Annotated in this window: 21 protein-coding genes and 1 pseudogene; 13 read left to right on the top strand and 9 right to left on the bottom strand. The window is 64.1% G+C overall.

Annotated features, from left to right (window positions below):
- The 3 genes from SE91_RS22105 to SE91_RS22095 all read right to left on the bottom strand — a co-directional run.
- Positions 1-584 (bottom strand): MFS transporter (locus SE91_RS22105; protein ID WP_156490039.1); only part of this gene is annotated, 584 nt, incomplete at its 3' end.
- A 305-nt stretch (positions 585-889) separates the two neighbouring features.
- Positions 890-1,165 (bottom strand): hypothetical protein, encoded by a 276-nt coding sequence (locus tag SE91_RS22100; protein WP_061849101.1) that lies wholly within the window; start codon positions 1,163-1,165, stop codon positions 890-892.
- Between the two features lie 15 nt (positions 1,166-1,180).
- Positions 1,181-1,612: a pyridoxamine 5'-phosphate oxidase family protein gene (locus tag SE91_RS22095; protein ID WP_061849100.1), complete on the bottom strand. Its 432-nt coding sequence runs from the start codon at positions 1,610-1,612 to the stop codon at positions 1,181-1,183.
- 223 nt (positions 1,613-1,835) lie between these two features.
- Between SE91_RS22095 and cax the strand changes: the two genes are divergently transcribed.
- The 5 genes from cax (at position 1,836) to SE91_RS22070 (ending at position 7,268) form a co-directional block, all read left to right on the top strand.
- Complete coding sequence (gene cax, locus SE91_RS22090) at positions 1,836-2,936, top strand: calcium/proton exchanger (RefSeq protein ID WP_061849099.1); 1,101 nt, start codon at positions 1,836-1,838, stop codon at positions 2,934-2,936.
- Between the two features lie 340 nt (positions 2,937-3,276).
- Positions 3,277-4,902, top strand: a complete 1,626-nt coding sequence (locus SE91_RS22085) for a coiled-coil domain-containing protein (protein ID WP_061849098.1) — start codon at positions 3,277-3,279, stop codon at positions 4,900-4,902.
- Between the two features lie 54 nt (positions 4,903-4,956).
- Complete coding sequence (locus tag SE91_RS22080; protein WP_197489498.1) at positions 4,957-6,000, top strand: TAXI family TRAP transporter solute-binding subunit; 1,044 nt, start codon at positions 4,957-4,959, stop codon at positions 5,998-6,000.
- A complete protein-coding gene (locus tag SE91_RS22075) occupies positions 5,997-6,626 on the top strand; it encodes a hypothetical protein (RefSeq protein WP_245318489.1) in 630 nt (209 codons plus the stop codon). Before SE91_RS22080 ends, SE91_RS22075 begins: the two co-directional genes overlap by 4 nt.
- A gap of 24 nt (positions 6,627-6,650) precedes the next feature.
- The gene (locus SE91_RS22070; protein WP_082813778.1) at positions 6,651-7,268 is read left to right on the top strand and encodes a DsrE family protein; all 618 of its coding nucleotides are present in this window, start codon (positions 6,651-6,653) and stop codon (positions 7,266-7,268) included.
- A 136-nt stretch (positions 7,269-7,404) separates the two neighbouring features.
- On the opposite strand, the gene SE91_RS22065 is transcribed toward SE91_RS22070, so the two are convergent.
- Positions 7,405-8,148 carry an SDR family NAD(P)-dependent oxidoreductase gene (locus SE91_RS22065; RefSeq protein WP_061849097.1) on the bottom strand — a complete coding sequence of 248 codons (744 nt, stop codon included), beginning with the start codon at positions 8,146-8,148 and terminating at the stop codon, positions 7,405-7,407.
- 139 nt (positions 8,149-8,287) lie between these two features.
- Between SE91_RS22065 and SE91_RS22060 the strand changes: the two genes are divergently transcribed.
- The 4 genes and pseudogenes from SE91_RS22060 to SE91_RS38165 all read left to right on the top strand — a co-directional run bounded on the left by SE91_RS22060 (position 8,288) and on the right by SE91_RS38165 (position 12,397).
- A complete protein-coding gene (locus SE91_RS22060) occupies positions 8,288-9,058 on the top strand; it encodes a methyltransferase domain-containing protein (RefSeq protein WP_061849096.1) in 771 nt (256 codons plus the stop codon).
- Between the two features lie 208 nt (positions 9,059-9,266).
- Positions 9,267-10,268 (top strand): DctP family TRAP transporter solute-binding subunit, encoded by a 1,002-nt coding sequence (locus tag SE91_RS22055; protein WP_061849095.1) that lies wholly within the window; start codon positions 9,267-9,269, stop codon positions 10,266-10,268.
- Positions 10,196-10,897 (top strand): annotated as a pseudogene (locus SE91_RS38170) (TRAP transporter small permease); the annotation flags it as partial. The gene SE91_RS22055 and the pseudogene SE91_RS38170, both read left to right, overlap by 73 nt.
- Positions 10,898-11,116: 219 nt before the next feature.
- Positions 11,117-12,397 (top strand): TRAP transporter large permease, encoded by a 1,281-nt coding sequence (locus SE91_RS38165; RefSeq protein WP_245318608.1) that lies wholly within the window; start codon positions 11,117-11,119, stop codon positions 12,395-12,397.
- A 222-nt stretch (positions 12,398-12,619) separates the two neighbouring features.
- Here the strand turns inward: SE91_RS38165 and SE91_RS22045 are convergent, their stop codons facing one another.
- A complete protein-coding gene (locus tag SE91_RS22045) occupies positions 12,620-13,690 on the bottom strand; it encodes a glycosyltransferase family 4 protein (RefSeq protein ID WP_060735406.1) in 1,071 nt (356 codons plus the stop codon).
- Positions 13,691-13,963: 273 nt separating this feature from the next.
- On the opposite strand from SE91_RS22045, the gene SE91_RS22040 reads away from it, so the two are divergent.
- The 4 genes from SE91_RS22040 to SE91_RS22025 all read left to right on the top strand — a co-directional run bounded on the left by SE91_RS22040 (position 13,964) and on the right by SE91_RS22025 (position 19,978).
- Positions 13,964-15,727, top strand: coding sequence for an ABC transporter ATP-binding protein (locus SE91_RS22040; RefSeq protein WP_061849093.1), 1,764 nt, complete (start codon positions 13,964-13,966; stop codon positions 15,725-15,727).
- A 157-nt stretch (positions 15,728-15,884) separates the two neighbouring features.
- Entirely contained in the window at positions 15,885-18,089 is a 2,205-nt protein-coding gene (locus tag SE91_RS22035) for an amylo-alpha-1,6-glucosidase (protein WP_061849092.1), read from the top strand.
- Positions 18,090-18,107: 18 nt separating this feature from the next.
- Complete coding sequence (locus SE91_RS22030) at positions 18,108-18,641, top strand: PRC-barrel domain-containing protein (protein ID WP_061849091.1); 534 nt, start codon at positions 18,108-18,110, stop codon at positions 18,639-18,641.
- Positions 18,642-18,664: 23 nt separating this feature from the next.
- Positions 18,665-19,978 (top strand): MFS transporter, encoded by a 1,314-nt coding sequence (locus tag SE91_RS22025; RefSeq protein ID WP_061849090.1) that lies wholly within the window; start codon positions 18,665-18,667, stop codon positions 19,976-19,978.
- A 43-nt stretch (positions 19,979-20,021) separates the two neighbouring features.
- On the opposite strand, the gene SE91_RS22020 is transcribed toward SE91_RS22025, so the two are convergent.
- From SE91_RS22020 to fixL, 4 genes are all read right to left on the bottom strand, one after another.
- Positions 20,022-20,735: a helix-turn-helix domain-containing protein gene (locus SE91_RS22020; RefSeq protein WP_061851239.1), complete on the bottom strand. Its 714-nt coding sequence runs from the start codon at positions 20,733-20,735 to the stop codon at positions 20,022-20,024.
- Positions 20,736-20,838: 103 nt separating this feature from the next.
- Positions 20,839-21,261, bottom strand: a complete 423-nt coding sequence (locus SE91_RS22015; RefSeq protein ID WP_008550658.1) for a response regulator — start codon at positions 21,259-21,261, stop codon at positions 20,839-20,841.
- Between the two features lie 60 nt (positions 21,262-21,321).
- Positions 21,322-21,939 (bottom strand): response regulator FixJ, encoded by a 618-nt coding sequence (gene fixJ, locus SE91_RS22010; protein WP_061849089.1) that lies wholly within the window; start codon positions 21,937-21,939, stop codon positions 21,322-21,324.
- Positions 21,940-21,942: 3 nt separating this feature from the next.
- Positions 21,943-23,460, bottom strand: a complete 1,518-nt coding sequence (gene fixL, locus SE91_RS22005; RefSeq protein ID WP_082813777.1) for a sensor protein FixL — start codon at positions 23,458-23,460, stop codon at positions 21,943-21,945.
- Positions 23,461-23,584 lie beyond the last annotated feature (124 nt).

Genomic DNA, 23,584 nt, shown 5'->3' with positions numbered 1-23,584 from the left:
ATCGCGACGAGGCCGAACGGGATGTTGACGGCGAACAGCCACGGCCATGGGCCGAGCGCCAGGATCGCCGACGCAATCGAGGGACCGAAGGTGAAGGCGGTCGCGACTACCAGCGCGTTGTGGCCGAAGCCGCGGCCTTGCATCCGCCCGGGATAGACGAAGCGCACCAGCGCCGTGTTGACGCTCATGATGCCGCTGGCCCCTAACCCTTGCAGCGTGCGCGCGACGAGCAGGCTGTCCAGCGACCACGCCACCGCGCAGAACAGCGAGGCGATGGTGAACAGGATCAGGCCGCCGAGATAGATGCGCTGGTGCCCGACGATCTCGCCGAGCGCCCCGAGCGGCAGCAGCGTCGCCACCAGGGCGATCTGGTAGACGTTGACGACCCAGACCGACTGCTCCGGCGTGACATGCAGGTCGGCGGCGATGGCGGGCAGGGCGATGTTGGCGATCGCAGTGTCGAGCGAGGCCATCGCGAGCGCCGTGAAGATCGCGGCAATCGCCCAGCGCCGCTGCGCGGCGGGCAGGCCGTCGGACATGGTAGTATCGGGCTCGCGCGCGGCGGCGGGTAACGTGATTGTCATTGCCTTGGTGTCATTGCGTCCGCGCGTGAAGGGGCTTTCGGCATGTACTACGCCGAACGCCTCTGCCACAGGCATATGCTTGCATGCTGTGTATGCGCGAAGGCGGGAGGGTGAGTGCCGCCGAGTGCATTTTTTCAAGAGGAGCAAACATAAGGGCGAAAACAACCCCATGCACAGTAGACGAGTCCTTGATCGATAAGGGTTTTTCGAATCGCCTTGCGGCGACATCAACGACCCCGGTCAAGTTGACCCGTCGGGCAAAACACTGGCAGGATGCTATCGTGACGGAGGACCTGGACGGCCCTTCACGTCACAAGCGTCATGAGCTCATAGACGACGACGGCAGCGCCGAGACAGCGCCGCCAGGGATTGACGCCACGGAGGATCTCGTCGGCGCCCCAGATGACGAGTCCGGCTTTCACGATGACGGTCAAGACGATGCTGGCTCTGCCTGCGTACGGCCAGAACCAGAGCAGAACGGCCGCGACGATCACGATCCATAAAACGAGGTTCGGCCACTGAGCGATCGTGATGGCGCCTGTTTCGCGGCTCCGGAAGGACCACTCGAAAAACCGCCGCACGACCGCCGGCCACGATCAGAGCTCGACCTCACCCTCTTCACGGCCTTTCCAATAGGTTATGCGGTTGGCCTTGACCCTGATCAGGACGATGCCCGGCGTATCGATGCCGTCGTCAAACCATTTGTCGAGATCGCTCGTCCAATGCTGCTGGAAGGCCGCCTTGTCCCGGATCAGTTCGGCAGTCCCTTCAACGGCCACGTAAATCCCCTTCGAGAACAGGCCCGCTTCCGATGAAAATCCGAGCGCCACTTTCGGGTTGCGCTCGATATCCGATACTGTCCGCGCCTGTTCGTAGGTGAAGTAGTACGAGGTGCCGTCGTAGGCGACGTCGCCGTTGTTGCTCATGGGACGGTTGGCAATCTCGCCGTTCTCGGTGTGGGTCGACAGAATGGCGATGTCGATGCCGGCCATGTCTTTTGCGATCTCGGCGAGCGATGTCTTGGGCATGAAGTCTCCTCCAGTGGAGCGGGAGCAACGACGGGATCGGGCCCATGTTCCCAAACAATAGAGAGGTGCGTGCCCGCACGCTTCGGTCCATGACCCGCGCACCACTCCGTTTGGTAGCGCCGCCTCAACAGGCCTCTAACCCTCTCTCGTTGAGCCAGATCAAGACTCGCGCCGCGAACGCGCCGGACCCTTCCATCAGCGCATCGATCGAGGGCGGGCGAATATGCAGACTCTGTTCAGCGAGATCCGGAATACCCCTTTGCTCTGGATGCTGGTCTTCGTGCCGATCGTGCTGGTGGCCGAGGCGGTGGTGCCGCATTCCCACACGCTCCTGTTCGTGCTGGCCGTGCTCGCCATCGTGCCGCTGGCGGCCCTGCTCAGCCACGCCACCGAGGCGGTCGCTGCGAAGACCGGCGACGCCGTGGGCGGCCTGCTCAATGCCACGCTCGGCAATTTGACGGAACTGATCATTGCCATCACGGCGCTGCGGGCAGGTCAGTACATGCTGGTGAAGGCTTCGATTGCGGGCGCGATCGTCACCAATGCGGTTTTCATGTTGGGGGCCTGCCTGCTGCTCGGCGGTCTGCGCTACCACGTGCAGGAGTACAATCGCGCCGGCGCGCGGCTCTCGTCCGGCCTGTTGCTGATGGCAACCGTCGCCCTGCTCGCGCCGTCGGCGGTCGCCGATCTCGACCATCTGCCCCAGGACGGGGCCATTATTCACAAGCTCAGCGTCGGCATTTCAGTCCTGCTGATCACCGCCTACGCGCTTGGCTTGGTGTTCTCGCTCCGGACCCACAAGGAGCTGTTTGCAGGCGCCGACCATGGCGGCGAGGAGGAAGCGCACTGGCCGATCGGAATCGCGGTCGGGACATTGCTGGTCGTCACCGTGCTGGTCGCGCTGGTGAGCGAGATCTTCGTGGAATCGGTCCAGAAGGCGGCGGAAACGTTCGGGATGAGCCCGGCTTTCGTCGGCTTCATCGTCGTCTCGCTGGTCGGCGCCGCCGCCGAATTCGCAGTTGCCTTTGCCGCCGCGCGCAAGAACCGGCTCGACATGAGCGTCAGCATTGCGCTCGGCAGCGCCTCGCAAATCGCGCTGTTCGTTGCGCCTGCGCTGGTGCTGCTCAGCTATGCCGTGGGGCCGAAGCCGATGGACCTGCAGTTCTGGCCGGGCGCCGTCACGATGGTGATGATCGCAACGATCACGGCGGCCTTCATCACCGCGAGCGGACGCTCGGCATGGTTCGTCGGTGCGCTGATGATCTTCATCTATGCGGTCTTTGCGCTGACGCTGTATGTCGTCCCGCCGGCGGGCCAGGGCTGACGTTCGCTCGCCCGTCGGCTGAGGGGATGCGGGATGGAATGAGCAAAGGAGCAGCCAGCCCTATGCCGTCCTCCGAGCGCTCAGGCCAATCTGCGCGTCCGGTTGGTGCGGTCGACTTCCGGGGCGATGTCCCAGCCGGCGGTGCCGCAAAGCATGATTTAATTTGACTTTGCAGATGGTTAATCATATTAATTTTGAATTAAATAAATAAATTTAAATAGCCGGCGCTCGCGGCGCTTACCTCGTTTCGATTTGTGCGTGTTCTCGTCGAGGACTGGAACCATGCGAACAGGCTGGGCCATCAGTTCCATTGGGGTTGCTGTCGGAGGGGGCGTGAGACATGCGCCGACCAATTGATACTGCACCGAAGAATGGAGAAGACATCTGGCTGGAAGATGCGACCGGTGCTGTCGAGGTCGGCCACTGGTCACTCGAGGCGGGCCAATGGGTGTGGCAGGACGGCTCTCCAATCAACGGTGCTCCCACCCATTGGTATCTGGCAATCGAGGATGTCGATCCGGAGGGCGAGCGATCGGGCCGTGCATTCGTGGCGGCTGCCATTCTGATCCCCTCCATCCTTGTTGGGGCTTCCCTGCTCGGCGTGTTCGGGCCATTCGACGGGCGACCTTCTCCGGAAACGGCGCGCGTCGGTGTCGAGAGCGTCCTTGATCACAATCAGCGGCCGGACATCACGGTCGGATCGCCAGCACTCCTGCGACGCGGCTCGCCGGGATCCTTGATGGAGGAAGAGCCAGCCAGCGTGGTGCGAGCCGCGCAGCGGCTGGACGAAGACGCTCCGCGCAGTGAAGCACTCGCCAATGAGCTGGCCGCGGCGCGCAGAGAGCTCGAAGAGGGGGTCCAGCGCACGCACACGGCGGAAGCCGCCCTGGAGGAGTTGCGAAAATCCCTCCAACAGGAGCAGGCCCGCGGCGTCGAGCTCGCGAACGACCTCGCCGTAGCCCGGGGCGAGATCGACAACCGTATCGCACAATCGCGCGCCGCGGACGATGTGGCCGCGCAGCAGCGAGAAGCAGCGGCTTTGGAGATCGCAGAGCTTCAGCAGTCGCTGCTGCATGAGCGGCAAAGGAACACTCTCCTCGTGAGGCAGGCGAACGCCGCGCAGGCCGCAGCTGAGAGCGCCGAGGAGCAACGCCGCGAGACGCAATCACGTGCTGCCGCGCTCGCGAGCGAACTCGCGGGAAGACCGCGCAGATCGGAAGCTGCAGCCGCGGATCAAAGCGAGGCGGCGGAGCGGGAAATCGCGGAGCTGCGGCAATCCTTGCAAGATGCGCGGCAGAAGAACGCCGAGCTCGTCGCCGAGGCCAAGGCAGCGCAAGTCGCAGCGGCCAATGCCGAACGACAACGACACGCTCTCGAAGAGGCCCACGCATATGCGGCCTCGCTGGCGGAGGAGCTTACCGGAGCGCGCCGCGAGGCCGAGAGCTGGAACGCGCGCTTGCGTGAGGCGAGCGATGAGGCCTCGCAGCAGAAAGAGGCGACGAACCGGGAGATTGTTGAACTGCGGCAGGCACTGCAACGGGAACGGATCGAAGCTCGGGAGCGCGCCCTCGCATCGGCATGGAGCCTTGCCAGTGTCCGCCTCCTGATGGAGCAAACAAGCCTGGGCCGGATCTCGCCCCGGCCGCAGCCCATAGACGCGACCGCGGCGGAGCCGCTGACCTCAGCAAATCAGATCGAGGCGGAGGTGAGATTGATCCCGCGCGCCAAGGCGTTGCTCGATCAGGGAAACATTGGGGCTGCGCGGATCGTACTCGAGCTCGCGGCCGAGAAGGACGTTGCGCGGGCAAGCTTCATGCTCGCGGAGACATATGACCCCGCCGTTTTGTCCGCCTGGGGGACGTATGGAACGCGGGGCGAAGAAGCCAAGGCGCGAGAGCTCTATGCCAAGGCGCAAAAGGGCGGAATTCGCGAAGCCAAGGAACGGCTCGATGCGCTGCATCGCTGAGAACGGATGCTTGGCCGTCCTAAGGGTTGTGCTGGCTATCCAGAAGGGGATGACATGAACAAGGCGCCAAAGTCACTCTCGTTGCTGCTGCTCGCCGGCCTGGTGCCGGTCGCCATGACGCTTCAGACAGCTCGCCTGGAAGCTCAGACCGCGAGGAACGCCAAAGCCGATACGGGGGTCGTTCGACAGCCTCTCCCGCAGGAGCGCGAAAAGAGCCGGATGAATGCCTGGACCGTCGGGCTCGCCGGCGGACTGCTCGAGGGCGCACCGATCCGCCTCGCCGCGGAAATGGCCCGCGTGGTCGACGATGGAGCAGATCTGCATCTTCTGCCGATCGTCACGCGGGGGGCCACCGACAACCTGAATGCGCTGCTCTATTTGCGGGGGGTCGATACCGCGATCATCAATTCCGACGCACTCGAAGAGTACAAGATCCAGGTTCCGCAGATCCAAAGTCGGATCACCTACCTGCTCAATCTCTTTCCGTCCGAGCTGCACATTTTCGTGCGGCCCGAGATCACAACCCTGCAGGACCTTGCCGGCAAGAAGGTGAACTTCAATACCCAGGGCACCGCCGCCGCCTATTCAGGACCGCTGATCTTCAGCCGCCTTGGCATCGATGTCGAAAAGACCTTCATTCCGCATCAGCTTGCCCTGGAACAGATGCGCAAGGGCGAAATGTCGGCCGTCGTATTCATCACGTCGAAACCCGTCGACCCCTTTGTACGCGGCCGCTGGGAGACCGGATTCAAGTTCCTCCCAGTCCATTACGACAGGAGGTTCGAGGATTATTATCTGCCCGCGACATTGGACGCCAAGGAATACCCAAACCTGATCAAACAGGGTGAGCGGGTCTCGACCATCGCGGTCCCGACAGCTCTCGTCGCGTTCAACTGGCCGCAACGTTCGAACCGCTATCAGCGCGTGGCGCGCCTTGTCGATTACCTGTTTGCGCGGATCGACCGGCTCCAGGCGCCAGGCTTCGATCCGAAGTGGCAGTCGATCAACCTCGCCGCAACCGTCCCCGGGCTCACCCGCTTCCCGGCCGCGCAGGAATGGCTGGATGGCAAGGCGCGCAGCGCGCAGGCGCGTCCATGAGGACTGCGGCTTCTCCGCTCGCGGTCGCCTTCAATGTCGCCTGCGGAATTGCCTATGCGCAAAGCGCGAACGATCCCATGGAATCGCTCCGGGCCTGTTCGGGCGCGGAGGGACCGGCCCGACTGGAATGTCCGAAAGACTTACCACGTAAGAATCCAGCGCCTGGCCGGCGGACGTCCGACAATAGCTGGATCGTCAGCGAGACGACCTCGCCAGTAGATTATCTGCCGGTCGTCACCGCCACGACGTCTTCTGTAAGCGGCTCGGACGGCACCGCAATGCAACTCGCAATCCACTGCCGCAAAGGCCGCACGGAAGTCATAGTCGCCGGACCGGCGCTGTCGCGCAGCGCCAACGAATACGTCATCTCCTTTCGGCTGAATGCAGATACGCCAATGCAACTCGCAGCAGCCACCCCGTCATTCGGCTCCGGCGTCGCTTTCGGTGGCGACGTCGTAAAGTTGCTAAGCTCGCTACCCGACGACGGTCACATCGTCGTGCGCCTTTTCACCCGCGCCGGCGCGGAACAAGACGGACAATTCCTGCTCAGCGGATTCGAGAATGTGCGCAAGAAAATGGCGGTTGCATGCAAGTGGCCACATAGCGTCGTCAGACCGGCAAGGTGATGTCATGGAGCAGGGAGAGACAAGATGATCAATCAGAAGTCGGCGATAGCAGTCGTCAGCGGCGTGGCGATGCTAATTCTGGTCGGCGCAAACGCGCGGGCGCAGCAGGGCAATCAGTTGTTCCCGCAGGCGAGCGAGAAGAGCCAGACCAGCAGCCAGAAGTATTCCGTTAAACCGCAGCAGACGAGCAAGCCGGCGCAGAAGCAGACGAGCAAGCAGGAGCTTGCGAGCAGGGCAGCGATGGCTCAGGCGACGAACCCCGGAATCGCCAAGAAGCCGCATCAGCTGGTACTACAAGTCAATTCCAACGAGCCGGCGACGATGAACCTCGTGCTCAACAATGCGACCAACGTCGCCCAATTTTACCGCGATCTCGGTGAGCCCGTGTCGATCGAGGTGGTCACCTTCGGCCCCGGCCTTCACATGCTGCGCGAAGACACGTCGCCGGTGAAGCCGCGCATCGAGGTGCTGGCGATGAGCAACCCCGAAATTTCCTTCAAGGCCTGCGGCAACACCCAAGACAACATGCGCAAGGCCGAGAACAAGGACATCAACCTGATCGCCCAGGCGACGGTGGTCAAGTCCGGTGTCGTCCGCGTCATGGAGCTGCAGGAACAGGGCTGGAGTTACGTCAAGCCGTGAGGCCCGCGACAAGGCGGCCGCGGGATGCGCCCCTGTCAGACCATGTCGCGTCCCTTCAGCAAGAAGCCGGACTTCATGCCCGTCCGGCAAACCGGTCGTGCATGCGCTTCGTGGGCCGCTCAGGTCGGGGCGCCGCCTAGAATTGATACCGCCGCAAGCCCCCGTCCACCGGGATCACCGTGCCCGTGATGTAGCGCGCCACCGGTGAGGCCAGGAACACCGCGAGAGCGGCGAGATCTTCGGGCTCGCCCCAATAGCCGACCGGGATTTCCTCTTCCGCAAAGCGCTCGCGATAATCCGGCGGGTAGTTGCGGCGGATCTGCTCGCTCATGATGCGGCCGGGCGGGATGCAGTTGATGGTGATGCCGTGCGCGCCGATCTCGCGCGAAAGGCCCTTGGCCCAGGCATGCACCGCGGCCTTGGCGGCGAAGGCGGCGTTGAGCCCTTCTGGCTCGGATTTGCCGGTGATGTTGACGATGCGGCCCCACTTGCGCTCGATCATCTGCGGCAGCAAGGCATGCGCGATTCGGCGATAGCTGGTGAAGTTGAGCGCGATCGCCTCGTCCCATTTGCTGTCGGGCGCATCGACGGGCAGGGGGCGGCTGCCGCCGGCATTGTTGACGAGGATGTCGACATGGCCGAGCTCCTTGATCGCAAACGCTGCGATCTTCTCCGCGGCGTCCTTGGCCATCACGTCCTGCTCGAACGGCGTGATCAATCCGCCGCCGACTTCCTTCGCAAGCTCGGCAATAAGGTCGGTGCGGCGCGCCACGCCGACGACGCGGACGCCTTCGGCCGCCAGGCCCTTGGCGATGGCGCGGCCGATGCCAATGCTCGCGCCGGTGACGACGGCGGTTTTCGATTTGAGCCCGAGATCCATGGTCACACGCTCTCTTGTTTGCTTTTTGATTGTTGCGATTCGTTTCCTGCCCTCCTGCCGGGGTGAATTGCCCGACCGGGACGAGCAGTGGTAACCAAGGGCCCAGGCGAAGGAAACACGAAAAAGAAAAGGCACTACGATGGTCTGGGATCCGCAGCAATACCTGAAGTTCTCCGGCCACCGGCTGCGGCCCGCCGTCGATCTGTTGATGCGCATCCCGGATTTCGCCCCCCGGACGATCGCCGATCTTGGGGCGGGCGCCGGCAATGTGACGAAGCTGATCAAGCAGCGCTGGCCGGATGCGAGCGTGACCGGCGTCGAGGGCTCGGCTGAAATGGTGGCGGCGGGGCGCAAGGCCGCGCCCGAGGTGGAATGGTCGCATCAAGACCTCGGCCACTGGAATCCCGCGAAGCCCTATGACTTGATCTATTCCAATGCCGCACTGCACTGGCTGCCCAATCACGCGGCACTGTTTCCGTCGGTGATGGAGAAGGTCACGCCCGGCGGCATGCTCGCGGTGCAGATGCCGCGCAACTTCACCGCGCCCTCGCATGTGATGATCGGCGAGACCGCGCTGGATGGTCCCTGGCGTTCCAAGGTCGAGCATCTCGTCACGCCGCCGCCGGTCGAAGGGCCCGCCTTCTATCATGACCTGCTCGCGCCGCTGTCGCAGAACATCGACATCTGGGAGACCGAATATCTGCAGGTGCTCGAAGGCGAGAACCCCGTGAAGGAATGGACCAAGGGGACCTGGCTGACGCGCTATCTCGACGTCCTGCAGGGCGACGAGAAGGCCGCGTTCGAAGCGGCCTATGGGCAACGGGTCGCAAAAGCCTATCCGAAGAATGCCGCGGGGCAGACACTGTTCCCGTTCCGCCGCCTCTTCATGGTCGCTCAGCGCAAAGGCTGATGGCCCTGCCGCAATGCGATATGAATGCTATTCCCTTGGATGGGCATGGTGCCGGGTTGCGCATCCGGCGGTCGTCAAGCTAGCTTGGCTGCGGCAAGCTGGGCTTAGGTCTAGTTGTTCGGACGGTGGATTGCTGCCAACTAACGACGTGCAAGACTCGACGGCAAAACAAAAAGACCCCGTTTAAAGGTTGTTGGGAGGTACCTTCATGCGCAAGCTGCTACTCCTTGCGGTCGCCGCCACGGCTGTTCTCTTCGCTCCTATCGCCCAGGCCCAGAGCCCCATCGTCATCAAGTTCAGTCATGTCGTGGCGAACGATACCCCGAAGGGCAAGGGCGCGCTGAAGTTCAAGGAGCTCGCCGAAAAATACACCGACGGCAAGGTCAAGGTCGAAGTCTACCCCAACTCCACGCTCTACAAGGACAAGGAGGAGATCGAGGCGCTCCAGCTCGGCTCGGTGCATATGCTGGCGCCCTCGACCGCGAAATTCGCGCCGCTCGGCATCAAGGAGTTCGAGGCGCTCGATCTGCCCTGGCTCTTCAAGGACGACCAGACCTATTCCAACGCGATAAAGGGCACGATCGGCAAGTGGCTGTTCCAGAAGCTGGAGCCCAAGGGCATCACCGGCCTCGCTTATTGGGACAACGGCTTCCACATGCTCTCGGCCAACCGCCCCCTGGTGAAGCCGACCGATTTCCAGGGGTTGAAAGTCCGCATCTCCGGATCGAAAGTCGCGGACCAGTATTTCCGGCTGCTCGGGACGATCCCGCAGATCATGGCGTTCTCGGAAGTCTACCAGGCGCTGCAGACCGGCGTCGTCGACGGCTGCGAGAACACCGCGTCCAACTATCTGACGCAGAAGTTCTACGAGGTGCAGAAGGACATCACCGTGTCCTATCATGCGCATCTGCAATATGCCGTCATCGTCAACGCCAAGTTTTGGTCGGGCCTGCCGCCCGACATCCGCACCCAGCTCGACAAGGCGATGGCGGAGGCGACCGACTACACCAACTCGATCGCGCGCCAGGAGAACGAGGATGCGCTGGCGGAGATCAAGAAGACGGGCAAGACCACGCTGCATTACCTTACCGACGCCGATCGCAAGGCGTGGCAGGAGGCGATGCAGCCGACCTACAAATGGGCGAAGGGGCGGGTCGGGCAGGAGGTGCTCGATCTCGTCGCCAAGGAACTCGACGTCAAGATGAACTGACGCCGCGTCCTAAGCAGACAACACAACGGTCGGGGGTGATCGCACTCCCGGCCGTTTCGCTCTTGAATGGACGAGCCAAACGCTGGGGGACGAAATTGCTGCGTGCGCTGAACCGGGTGCTCAATCATCTCGAGGAATGGCTGATCGCGACGATGATCGCGGCGGCGACGTCGCTGATCTTCGTCGCGGTGCTGCACCGTTACGGCGCCGGCCTCTCCATCGACATCGCCAAATGGGCGGAGGCCCGCAACCTGGCCTTCCTTGCCGTGCCCGCGCGCGCGGCGTTCGTCTGGCTCGCCGCGCTCGACCTGTCCTGGGCGCAGGAGCTCTGCATCTACATGTTTATCTGGATGGCGAAGTTCGGCGCCGCCTATGGCGTGCGCACCGGCATCCATGTCGGCGTCGACGTGCTGGTCAACATCCTGCCGGGCGGATCGCGCCGCCGCGTCATCACCTTCGGTCTGCTGTGCGGCGCGCTCTTCACCGCCATCGTGGGCTATTTCGGCGCTGCCTTCGTCAGCCAGATGTGGTTGACCGGCCAGCAGTCCAACGATCTCGAAGCGCCGATGTGGATGGTGTATCTCACCATCCCGCTCGGCTCCGCCTTGATGTGCTTCCGCTTCCTGCAGGTGGCCTGGTCGTTCCACCGCACCGGCGAGCTGCCGCATCACGACATGGCCGGCGTCGAAGGCGTCGAGGCGGATCCGGTGCATCCGGCGCCGGTCACGCCGAGCCAGGTGGTCCGGGACGAACGCAGCCCGCTCGGCTGGATCCTGATGCTGCTGCCGGTCCTGATCGTCGCGCTGTGCTTTGCGCATGCGGGCCACGTCATCACGCTGCCGCACGGCCTGCGCGTCCTCATCGTGTTCGCTCTTCTGCTCTCCTTGATGCTGACGGGCATGCCGATCTCGATCGCGCTGGGTCTCACCGTGCTCAGCTTCATGTTCACGCTGACCGACGTGCGAACCGAATCGGTGGCGCTGAAGCTGTTCACCGGCATCGAGAATTTCGAGATCATGGCGATCCCGTTCTTCATCCTCGCCGGCAACTTCCTGACCCATGGCGGCGTGGCGCGCCGCATGATCGCGTTCGCAACTTCGCTGGTCGGCCATTGGTATGGCGGTCTGGCGCTGTCGGGCGTGGTGGCCTGCGCGCTGTTCGCGGCGATCTCCGGCTCCTCGCCAGCGACGGTGGTGGCGATCGGCTCGGTGATCCTGCCGGCGATGGTCGCGCAAGGGTTTCCGAAGCGGTTCGGCGCGGGTGTGATCACGACGTCGGGCTCGCTCGGGATCCTCATTCCGCCGTCGATTCCGATGGTGCTCTACGCCGTCTCCACCAACAGCTCGGTCGGCAAGCTGTTCATCGCCGGCATCGTGCCGGGGCTTGCGCTCGCCACGCTGCTCGGCATGACCACGTTCTATCGCGCCTGGCGCAACGATTATCCACGGATGCGCAAGGCGACATTCCTCGAACGTCTTGATGCATTCCGCAAGTCGATCTGGGGCATCCTGCTGATCGTCATCGTGATCGGCGGCATCTACAGCGGCCTGTTCACGCCGACCGAGGCGGCGGCCGTCAGCGCGGTCTACGCTTTCATCGTCGCCGTGTTCATCTACAAGGATCTCAAGCTGCGCGACGTGCCGCGGGTACTGCTGTCCTCGGCCAACCTGTCGGCGATGCTGCTCTACATCATCACCAATGCCGTGCTGTTCTCGTTCCTGATGACCTATGAGAACGTGCCGCAGGCGCTGGCGCAATGGATGATCGACCAGGGCCTGGGGTGGATCGGCTTCCTGCTGCTCGTCAACCTCTTGCTGCTGCTGGCGGGCAATGTGATGGAGCCGTCCTCGATCATCCTGATCATGGCGCCGATCCTGTTTCCGGTCGCGGTCAAGCTCGGCATCGACCCCATCCATTTCGGCATCCTGATGACGGTCAACATGGAGGTCGGGCTGTGTCATCCCCCCGTCGGTCTCAACCTCTACGTCGCCTCGGGCATCGCCAAGATGGGTATCACCGAGCTCACGGTGGCAGTGTGGCCGTGGCTGTTGACGATGCTGTGTTTCCTGGTGGTCGTGACGTATTGGCCCGGCCTGTCGTTGTGGCTGCCGCGGCTGCTGGGGATGTAGCCGCTTAAGCCTCGCCCCTTGTGGGCGAGGGTGGCTCACCGCGTAGCGGCGAGACGGGTGAGGGTTCTCTCCGCGTGCGACTCTTTCAATGCGGAGACAGTCCTGATGCGGACACAACCGCTCACTTGAGGGAGTATGCCGCTCCATTGTCGCAGCCCTCTCCCACAAGGGGAGAGGGCGCTATATTCGCCGGCGATGGACGCAAGCGGCGTTTGTGAAGCGCTACTCCGCGCTGCTCACCAGCTTGATCCGCGGTGCCTTTTCCTCGGCGAGGCTGCGGTAGGCGGCGAGATAGTCGAGCGCCATTCGCCGTGCCGTGAAGCGCGTCTCGAACTGCTTGCGGATGGCAGAGCGGTCGAGTTGTGCGAGGCGTTTGACGACGCCAGCGGCGCTGATGACGTCCTCGACGACGAAGCCGGTCAGCCCCTCGTCGATGATCTCCGGCACCGAGCCGCGGTTGAAGGCGACGACCGGCGTTCCGCAGGCCATGGCTTCGATCATCACCAGGCCAAACGGTTCCGGCCAGTCGATCGGCAGCAACAGGCCGAGCGCGCCGCTCAGGAAGTCCGACTTCTCGTGATCGCCGATCTCGCCGATGAACTCGACCAGCGGATTGTTCTCGATCATCGGCCGGATCAGCTCGTCATAGTAATCCTGGTCGGCACGATCCACCTTGGCCGCGATCTTCAGCGGAATGCCGCAATGGGTCGCGATCTTGATGGCGCGGTCGACCCCCTTCTCGGGGGCGATGCGGCCGAGCACGGCGAGATACTCCTGCTTCGCCGGCTTCGGCGTCAAAAGGTTCTCCGGAAGACCGTGATAGATCGTCGTCACCCAGTTCGCCTGCGGCACCGGCCGCCGCTGCGCATTGGAGATCGAAATGACCGGCATCTTGGAGAAGGTGTTGAAAACCGGCTGATGCTCGGGCAGGTCGAGCCGGCCGTGTAGCGTGGTCACGAACGGCGTCGGCTGCCGGTGGAACAGCGACCACGGATAGTAGTCGAGATGGAAGTGGAGAAAATCGAACTCCTCGTCGTCACATTTTTGCCGCACGCGCTCCAGCAGGACCATGTGCAGGGCATTGGGATCGCGCACGGAACCGTCGAGGCGCAGTGCCCGCGGCCATAATGCATCCAGCTTCGCCGATGTCTGCGAGTCGCCGCTGGCGAACAATGTCACGTCGTGCCCCAGGGCCACCAACTCTTCCGTCAACCAATGCACCACCCGCTCGGTGCCGCCATACAGCTTGGGTGGAACAGCCTCCGTCAACGGAGCTACCTGCGCGATGCGCATCTCACCATCTCCTCTGCGATCATGAATGTTGAAGCCCCCGCCAGTACGGCACCGGCATGCCAAACAAGGGAACGTTCCCGCAGTTGCGAAGTTCCTTCTCCCGAGCGTTACTAATTGGACACGTTCGCGGGCCGTCTCGATGCTGCCACTACATCTTCTCAGATCGTCCGCATCCGCATGTCGTGATCGCCGGGTCCGGGAACCCGGGCGAGCAGATCGATGTTCAGTCGATCAGTAACAAAACGAAAATCAGCATAACGGGGCGATAGCCATATGGATCATCTTTCTGGATACGCGCGCAGGCCATTTGCCTTTGTCTTGCGCTATCTTCGGATGCGCATGGCTTCGCATCTGGTGATCCTGGCGGCGGTCGTCGGCGCGGTTGCCTGCTCCGTAGGCACCCAGTACGGCGTCAAATCCCTTGTCGACGCCTTGTCGGCGGGCCCGTCGTATGGCGGTGGCGTATGGCTGGCATTCATTCTGCTCATGTCGTTGATCGCGGCCGACAACTTTCTGTGGCGGATCGCCAGTTGGACAGCGAGCTTCACCTTTGTCCGGGTCACGGGTGATTTGCGGCGTGACATATTTCGCCATCTGACCGGACACGCGCCGAGTTATTTCTCCGACCGCATGCCGGGGATGCTGACGAGCCGCATCACGGCGACGTCGAACGCGGTGTTCACGGTCGAGAACATGTTCGTCTGGAATGTGTTGCCACCCTGCATTGCCACAATTGCGGCGATCGCGCTGATCGGAACCGTCAGCCCTTACATGGCGCTCGGCCTGATCGTGATCGCGGGCGGCATGGTGATCGCGATGTTTCGCCTCGCCGCCGCCGGCAAGCCGCTTCACGACGATTTCGCCGACAAGGCCGCCGCAGTGGACGGCGAGATGATCGACGTCATCAGCAACATGCCGCTGGTCCGTGCGTTCTGCGGTATCGGCCACGAGCATGAGCGGTTCGACGCGACGGTGAGCCGGGAGCTCACCGCGCGAAGCCGCAGCCTGCGCTATCTGGAGAAGCTGCGGCTGTTGCACGCCGCCATCACCGTGGTTTTGACGGTCGCGTTGATGGCCTGGGCCATCACGCTCTGGCAGAATGGGCAAGCGACGACCGGCGACGTCGTGCTGGTCTGTACGCTCGGCATCTCCATCCTGAGCGCAACGCGCGATCTCGCGGTGGCGCTCGTTGACGTCACTCAGCACGTCGCGCGGCTGACCGAGGCGATCGCCACGCTGCTGGTGCCGCACGAACTGCGTGATCACCCGGAGGCAGAGCCTCTGGTGAGGACCGGCGCCGCTATTGCATATAACAACGTCACCTTCGGCTATCCCGGCGGCGACAAGATCTTTGAACGCTTCAGCCTGCGTCTGCAGCCCGGTCAGCGTGTCGGTCTGGTCGGCCAGTCCGGCGGCGGCAAGTCGACGCTGTTCACGCTCCTGCAACGCTTCTACGACACCGACGAGGGCAGCATCACCATCGACGGCCAGGACATTTCAAAGGTCACGCAGCAGAGCCTGCGCGAGGCGATCTCCGTGGTGCCGCAGGACATCTCGCTGTTTCATCGCTCGATCCGCGAGAACATCCGCTACGGCCGGCCGAACGCGACCGACGACGAGGTGCTGCGCGCGGCGATCGCGGCGCGCTGCGATTTCATCGACAGCCTGCCCGAGGGGCTCGACACCATGGTCGGCGACCGCGGCGTCAAGATGTCGGGCGGCCAGCGCCAGCGCATCGCGATCGCGCGCGCCTTCCTCAAGGATGCGCCGATCCTGCTGCTGGACGAGGCGACCGCGGCGCTCGACAGCGAGTCGGAGGAGGCGATCCGCGAGGCGCTGTCGCGCCTGATGCGCGGCCGCACCGTGATTGCGATCGCGCACCGCCTGGCGACGCTGCGCAATTTCGACCGCGTGGTGGTGCTGAGGAACGGCAAGATCATCGAGGACGGCTCGCCCGATCGTTTGATGCAGGGACACGGGCCCTATCGTGAGCTGGTCACGCAGGAAATGAGCCGGCTCGCACAAGCCGCCGCGTAAACCTGAAGCATGATCCGGAAAAGTGTGCGGCGGTTTTCCGAAAAGATCATGCTCAAACAACAAACCTTGAGCGCGATGGCGATTTATCCTGATCTCATCGCGCTTTAGAGTCGCGTTCGAGTCGGTCGCGTTTCGAACCAAGCGCAGGGGAGCTGCTATGTCGGCCGAAGCCGTAACCCAGATCATTTCCGTGTCGCAGACGGTGGAGGCCGTCGCGGAGCAGACGTTCTACATTCCGATGACGGGGCCCGCCGCGCGGCCGCGGCGGTCTCTCAAGCACGACGACACCTTCATCGTGCTCGACAGCCATGGCGACATCGGCGCTTCGGCGGGCGGCCCGGACGGCCTGTTCCACCACGACACGCGCTATCTCGCGCGGTTGGAGCTCGTGCTCGACGATCTCCAGCCGCTGCTGCTCGGCTCGAACCTGCGCGACGACAATTCGGCGTTGACGGTCGATCTCACCAATCCCGATATCTACCGTCAGGGCCGCCTCGTATTCCAGAAGGACCTGCTGCACATCGTGCGCACGATCTTCCTGTGGCGCGGCAGCGCCTATCAGCGTATCGGCGTGCAGAACCATGGCGACGCGCGTGCCAGCTTCGAGCTGACACTGCTGTTCGACAACGACTTCGCGGATTTGTTTGAGGTCCGTGGCGAGCGGCGGCCGCGGCGCGGAACCGGCACGAGCAAGCTGCTGGGCCCGACCGACGTGCTGTTCGAGTATCGCGGCCTCGATGACAGCGAGCGCACCACCGGCCTGCATTTCGATCCGCGCCCGACGCGGCTGTCGGTCAATGCCGCGACCTGGCAGCTCGATCTCGATCCGCACGAGGCCAAATCGCTGTTCGTTGCCGTCTCCTGCAACCGGCCGGTGGCGGAAAAGCCGGCGCGGTTCTTTCCGGGTCTGCTGGCCCATCGCCGCGAGATGCGGCGGCATGCGGTGGGTGCGGCCAGCATCGAGACCTCCAACAACATCTTCAACGAGGTGCTGTGCCAGGCCATGGCCGACCTCAACATGCTGACGACGGAGACGCCGCAGGGGCGCTATCCCTATGCCGGCATTCCCTGGTACTCGACCACGTTCGGCCGCGACGGCCTGATCACCGCGCTGCAGATGCTCTGGGTCGATCCGCGCGTCGCCAAGGGCGTGCTGCGGCGTCTGGCGCATTTCCAGGCCAAGGCGGTCGATCCGCTCGCCGACGCTGCGCCCGGAAAGATCCTGCACGAGATGCGCGGCGGCGAGATGGCGGCGCTCGGCGAGGTGCCGTTCTCGCAATATTACGGCAGCGTCGATTCGACCGCGCTGTTCGTGCTGCTTGCGGGCAGCTATTTCGAGCGCACCGGCGACGAGGCGACGCTGATCGAGCTGTGGCCGGCGATCGAGGCGGGGCTCGCCTGGATCGATGGTCCCGGCGATCCTGATAATGACGGCTTCGTCGAATACCAGCGCGCGACGGAGAAGGGGCTCGCCAACCAGGGCTGGAAGGATTCCTACGATGCGATCTTCCATGCCGACGGGAAACTCGCGGAGGGCAACATCGCCCTCGCCGAAGTGCAGGGCTACGTTTACGCCGCCAAGCAGCTCGCGGCGCGTTGCGCGCTGCGGCTCGGCAAGCCGGACCGGGTGCGCAAGCTCGAGGCCGAAGCCAAGGCGTTGGCCGAGCGCTTCGAGAAGGCGTTCTGGTGCGAGGAGCTTGGCACCTATGCGCTCGCGCTCGACGGCAAGAAGCGCCCCTGCAAGGTGCGGACCTCGAATGCGGGGCAGGTGCTGTTCAGCGGCATGATCCGCGAGGACCGCGCCCGTCTCGTCGCCGCCGATCTGATGCGGCCGCATTTCTTCTCGGGCTGGGGCATCCGCACTGTTGCGCAAGGCGAGGTGCGCTACAATCCCATGTCCTATCACGACGGGTCGATCTGGCCGCACGACAACGCGCTGATCGCGCTCGGGCTCGCCCGCTACGGCCTCAAGCACTCGGTGGCGCACGTCTTCAAGGGGCTGTTCGACGCGGCGACCTACATGGATCTGCGCCGGCTGCCCGAATTGTTCTGCGGCTTCCGGCGCGAGAAACGGCGCGGCCCGACGCTCTATCCGGTCGCCTGCGCGCCGCAGGCCTGGGCCAGCGCGACGCCGTTCACGCTGCTGGAGGCGGCGCTCGGCATCGAGTTCGACGTGGCGCGCGGCGAGATCCGGCTGCGAAATCCGCATCTGCCCGCGTTCCTGAACGAGGTGATCCTGCGCGATCTCAGGCTCGGCGAATCCAGCGTTGACTTACGCGTCAGCCGCCACGGCGACGACGTGGCGCTGGAAGTGCTGCGCACGCGCGGCCAGATCCAGGTCTCGATCGTGCTGGCGCGCTAGCGACGCGAGGAGGAGTTCATGCGTACCACCGGATGGTTGGTCCTGAGCGTGGCGATCGTCGCGGGATTGACGGTCGCCGTATCGCGCGCGGCTGAGGAGCCGTCCGCCGCGCCACCCACGCCCCCGAGTGAAGCAACCGCACCGGCAACGGTGCAACCGCCGGCCCCGACCGTTCCGGTCACCCCCAAGGACGCCGCGCCACCCCCGTCCGTGACCATCATCGGCGCGAGCGAGGCGCATGGCGTGCTCGGCCGCGACGTGCGCAGCGCCGCCGGCGAGGACATGGGCCGCATCGTCGACGTCATCGTCGATCGCACCGGCCACGTGCGCGCCGCTGCGATCGATTTCGGCGGCTTTCTCGGCGTCGGCAGCCGCAAGATCGTAGTGGACTGGAACGCGCTGCGTTTCGGCAAGATCGCCAACAAGAAGGATAGCATCACCCTGGAATTGACCAAGGCGCAGGTCGCGGCCGCGCCGGAATACAAGGAGGACACGCCGATCGTAGTGCTTGGTGCGTCCGGGAGCCTTCAACCGCTGCGAGCGATCCAGTGAGGTGCCGGGAGGGCTGACCGCCTGTGCTGTTGTCGAGGAAGCCGAAACACGCAGATCGCGACGGCGGCGTCGAAAAGGACAACGTGGCCGCGCCACCGGCCGCAGGCCTTCCGGCGCCCTCGCGCCAGAGCCTGCGCGGCCTCGACTGGTTCATCTTCTTCCTCGCGGACGTGCAGACTGGATTCGGGCCCTTCATCGCGGTCTATCTGACGACCCAGAAATGGACCCAGGTCGAGATCGGCCTCGTGCTGTCGATCGGAGGCATCATCGCCCTGATCGGCCAGATGCCCGGCGGCGCGATCATCGATGCTGCGAAATCGGAACGGCTTGTCGCTGCCCTCGCGATCGTAACCATCGGCGCTTGCGCGCTGGCCTATGCGGCGATGCCGATTTTCGCAGTCGTGGTGGCCGCCGCGACGCTGCATGCGATGGCGAGTTGCGTGCTTGGCCCGGCGATCGCCGCGATCAGCCTCGGTCTCGTCGGCCCGCTCGCGATCGGCGAGCGTCTCGGCCGCAACGCGCGCTTCGCCTCGCTGGGCAGCGGCATCGCGGCCGCGGTGATGGGTACCGTCGGCTATCTGTTGTCGAGCCGGGCCGTCTTCCTCGTGACCTTCCTGCTCGTGATCCCGACGCTGATCGCGCTCTCGCGCATCCGCGAGCATGAGGTCGACATCGCCCGTTGTCACGGCGAGATGCCGCGGGATTCCGCGGATCGCGGCGACACCAACATCTGGCACCTGGTCCGGCAGCGCCCGCTCATCATCTTCGCGCTCAGCGTGTTGCTGCTGCAATTGGCGAACGCCGCGATGATGCCGTTGATCGCAAGTGCGGTGACGGCGCGGTCCGCCCAGTGGGCGACGGTGCTGGTCGCCTTCTGCATCGTCGTTCCGCAGGCGATCGTGGCGCTGCTGTCGCCGACGGTCGGGCGCAAGGCGCAGCTCTGGGGCCGGCGGCCGCTGCTGCTGATCGGGTTCGGCGCGCTGGCGATCCGCGGCCTGTTGTTCGCGACCGTGCGCGATCCCTATCTCCTGGTGCTCGTGCAGGTGTTCGACGGCATTACCGCGGCGGTCTTCGCGGTGATGATCCCGCTGATCGTCGCCGACGTCGCCTTCGGCAGCGGGCATTTCAACCTGGCGCAGGGCATCGTCGGCACCGCAACGGGCATTGGCGCGTCGTTGAGTACCGTACTTGGCGGCTATGTCAGCGACAAGTTCGGCAATGCCACCGCGTTCATCGGATTGTCGGGCGTCGCCGCGGCGGGACTTCTGCTCATCTTCTTTGTGATGCCGGAGACGCGACGTACGGATCTGGTCCCCACAAAAGCAAGGGCCGGCTGAACGAGTTCAGCCGGCCAATGTGGGAAAGGAAGTCGTCTGAAAATCAGGCGTCGAGATTGTGCAGGCGCTGGCGGTTGCGCAGCACGATCTGGCGGGCACCGGAGAAGCCCAGGATGCCCTGGGTGTGAAGCTGCGACAGCGCGCGTGACACGGTCTCGAGCGTAAGGCCGAGATAGTCGCCGATGTCGCGGCGGCACATCGGCAGCGCCATCATGCCGGCGACGGCGAGGCGGCGATCCATTTCGAGCAGGAAGGTCGCAACGCGCTCCATCGCGGTCTTCCGGCCCAGGAGCAGCATGTGGTCTTCGGCGTGGCGCAGCTCGGAAGCCGTCATGGCCCAGAGCTTGCGGGCGACCTGGACGTCGACGCCGGCGGCCTTTTCGAGGCTGGCGCGCTTCACGAGACGCACGGTGGTGTCGATGATGGCTTCGGCGGCGAGGCGGTGAGTGGTGCCGGATTCGAGGCCGAACACGTCGCCGGGCAGATGGAAGGCGCCGATCTGGCGACGGCCGTCGGAGAGGAGCTTGTAGCTGCGCACTGCGCCTGACATGACCTGGTAGACATATTCGGCCGGCTCGTCCTCGCCGTAGATTTCCTCGTCCTTGCGATAGGAGAACTCGGTGGCGACGAGGCCGACATGGCCGGTGATCGCGCCGAACTGGTCGGTCACGGGATGGGCAGGGGCAATCTTGCCGCGAATTTGCGTGTTGATCGCCTGGGTGTTGATCGTCTGGGTGTTGATCGTCTGGGTCAGCATCTGCGCCATCTCCGTTGTGATGACGCATTGGTACGCGGTATCGGGGGCTTCGAAAATTTCGAGCGATATCTTAAGGGGGTCGCCTTACGTAGAATCCCGTAGGTCAATTTCCTCGCCGGTCCTGAATGACGCGGCGGATACGTTTGACCAGGTTTTCGTCAAGAAGCGGCTTGAGAATCACATCTTTGACGCCCGCAGCGGCGGCCCGGGCCGAGATATTCCGGTCCGGGTATCCGGTGATCAGGACGACCGGGACATCGCCGTCGGCTTCGCGCAGCCGGCCGACGAGCTCAAGGCCATTGATGTCGGGCATCTTGTAGTCGATCACGTAGCAATCGGCGCCACGTGTGCCGGTGGCGTTGAGTAGCGCCGTCGCATTCCTGAAGGTCCGCACGGCGAAGCCGTCGGTTTCCAGAAGGAATTGCAGGGATCCCAGCACAGCGGCATCGTCGTCGACCACGTAGATGGTGGGTTTTGCCGATGACGCCATTGCGAGCCGCTGAGGGTGCGAGCCAACCTCGATCATGCAGCCTTGGCTATCACAGCGCACGGAAGCCAAACTTGACCTGCCTCAAGGCCGGCTTCCTCAATCGTTGAGCATGCCGGCGCGCATCGCCATGCGGACGAGCTCCGAAAGGCTGTTGGCCTGCATCTTGGTCATCACATTGGCCCGGTACACTTCGATCGTCCGCGGGCTGATGTCGTATTCGCGGGCGATCAGCTTGTTGGAGAGGCCGGCAATCAGTCCCTCCATGACCTGGCGCTCCCGTGGGCTCAAGGAGGCGACGCGGGCGGCGATGTCCTGCGAAATGGCTTCGCTCTTGGCTGCCGGTTCGGCCTGGCGGATCGCCGTTTCGATCATGGTGATCAGACGATCGTCCTCGAACGGTTTCTCCAGGAAGTCGACTGCGCCGAGCTTCATCGCCTCGACCGCGAGCGGCACGTCGCCATGGCCGGTCATGATCAGAATCGGAAACGGGCTGTTCTGCGCCTTCATGCGCTTGAGAAGCTCGATCCCGTCCATTCCAGGCATCCGCACGTCGGAGACGACGCAACCGAAGGCGAGGCCGGGCAGGGTGTTGATGAAATCCTTCGCGTTGTCGAATAGCGTGACGCCGAAGCCTGAGGAATCCAGCAGGAAATTCAGCGAGTCCCGCATCGCGGCGTCGTCGTCGATGACGTAGACATGTCTCTTGGTCGTCATGAATCAGTTCTCGTCGGTTGCCGGCAGGGTGAAGCGGAATGTCGCCCCGCCCGATGCATTGCTTTCGGCCCACATGCGGCCGCCGTGAGCCTCGATGATCGAGCGGCTGATGGACAGGCCGACGCCCATGCCGGTTTCCTTGGTGGTGAAGAAGGTCTGGAACAGGTTTGGAATGACGTCGCCCTGGAAGCCGGAGCCGGTGTCGGAGACCTCGACCTCGATCATGTCGTCAGCGACGCGCCGGTTGGCGACCACGAGCTCGTGCCGCGGCGACTGCGCCATCGCCTCCAGGGCGTTGCGGAACAGATTGACCAGCACCTGCTGGATCTGCACCCGGTCGGCGAGAACGAGATCGGCGGTGGGATCGAGGCTGAAGCGGAGCTGCACGTTCTGCTCGCGCGCGCCGGCGAGCCCTAGCGCGCCCGCCTCCTCGATCAGCTTGGACAGGCTCTCGACCCGCTTCTCCGACTCGCCACGCGAAACGAAGTCGCGCAGGCGCCGGATGATCTGGCCGGCGCGCAAGGTCTGCTCCGAGGCGCGGTCCAGCGCGCTCTCGATCTTCGACGTGTTGGGATCGCTGCTGCCGGCGAGCAGCCGCCGCGATCCCTTCATGTAATTGCTGATCGCCGCCAGCGGCTGGTTGAGCTCGTGGGCGAGCGCGGAGGCCATTTCGCCCATTGCGGTCAGCCGGGACACGTGGACGAGCTCGGACTGCAGTTCCTGGAGCCGGGCCTGGGTCTGCTGGTGCTCGGTGAGGTCGCGGACGAAGCCGGTGAAATAGGGTTCGCCGCCGGACTGCATCTCGCCGATCGACAGATGCATCGGAAAGGTCGTGCCGTCGCGGCGCTTGCCGGTGACGATGCGGCCGATGCCGATGATGTGCGGATCGCCGGTCGAGCGATAGCGCGCGATGTAGCCGTCGTGGCGGGTGCGGTCGGGCTCCGGCATCAGGATGTTGACGTTCTGGCCGATCGCCTCATGCTCGGACCAGCCGAACAGGCGCTCGGCAGCCGTGCTGAAGAGCTGCATGATGCCATGGCCGTCGATGACGATCATGGCATCGGGAATGGTCTGGAGGATAGAGCGGAGGTGAGTCTCGCGCGTGCGCAGCGCCTCCTCGACCTGCTTCTCCTCGTCGATGTCGAGAAAGATGCCGCTGAGATGACGGGCGACGCCGGCTTCGTCCCGGATGACTCCCGCCCGGGCGCGGATCCATTGCCCGCTGCCGGAGCCAGCAGCGACCTTGAAAGACACGTCCAGGCCGCCGCCACGCTCCGAGACGCGCGCGATCGCGATCTCTACGCGTGCGCGGTCCCTGGGTTCGAGGCGTGACAGGAAGAGTTCATAGCTCGGCGGCTGTTCCCGCTCGATGCCGAGCAGGCTCCTGGCGGTATCCGACCAGTCCAAGTCCCGCGTCGTGAGGTCGAGGTCCCAGGTACCGACGCCGAACCCTTCGATCCGCACCCGGAAATGCTCACCCCGACCGTCGTCTGGCGGATGCGTTACACGGGTCGGCGACAAGCAGTGACTCCCATTCTCGTGCGGCGCCGGCCGCCGCGAACATGGCGGCAATTTCGCCCAAGGGCGAGCCGGAGGCAAGTTCGGATGTCTGATTCCACTGAAGGAATTCCCGCGCCACGACGCG

Source organism: Bradyrhizobium sp. DOA1, assembly GCF_001593325.1.
Taxonomy (GTDB): Bacteria; Pseudomonadota; Alphaproteobacteria; order Rhizobiales; family Xanthobacteraceae; genus Bradyrhizobium.
Note: the sequence above shows the minus strand (reverse complement) of the source record. Positions and strands in the feature narration are given on the sequence as shown.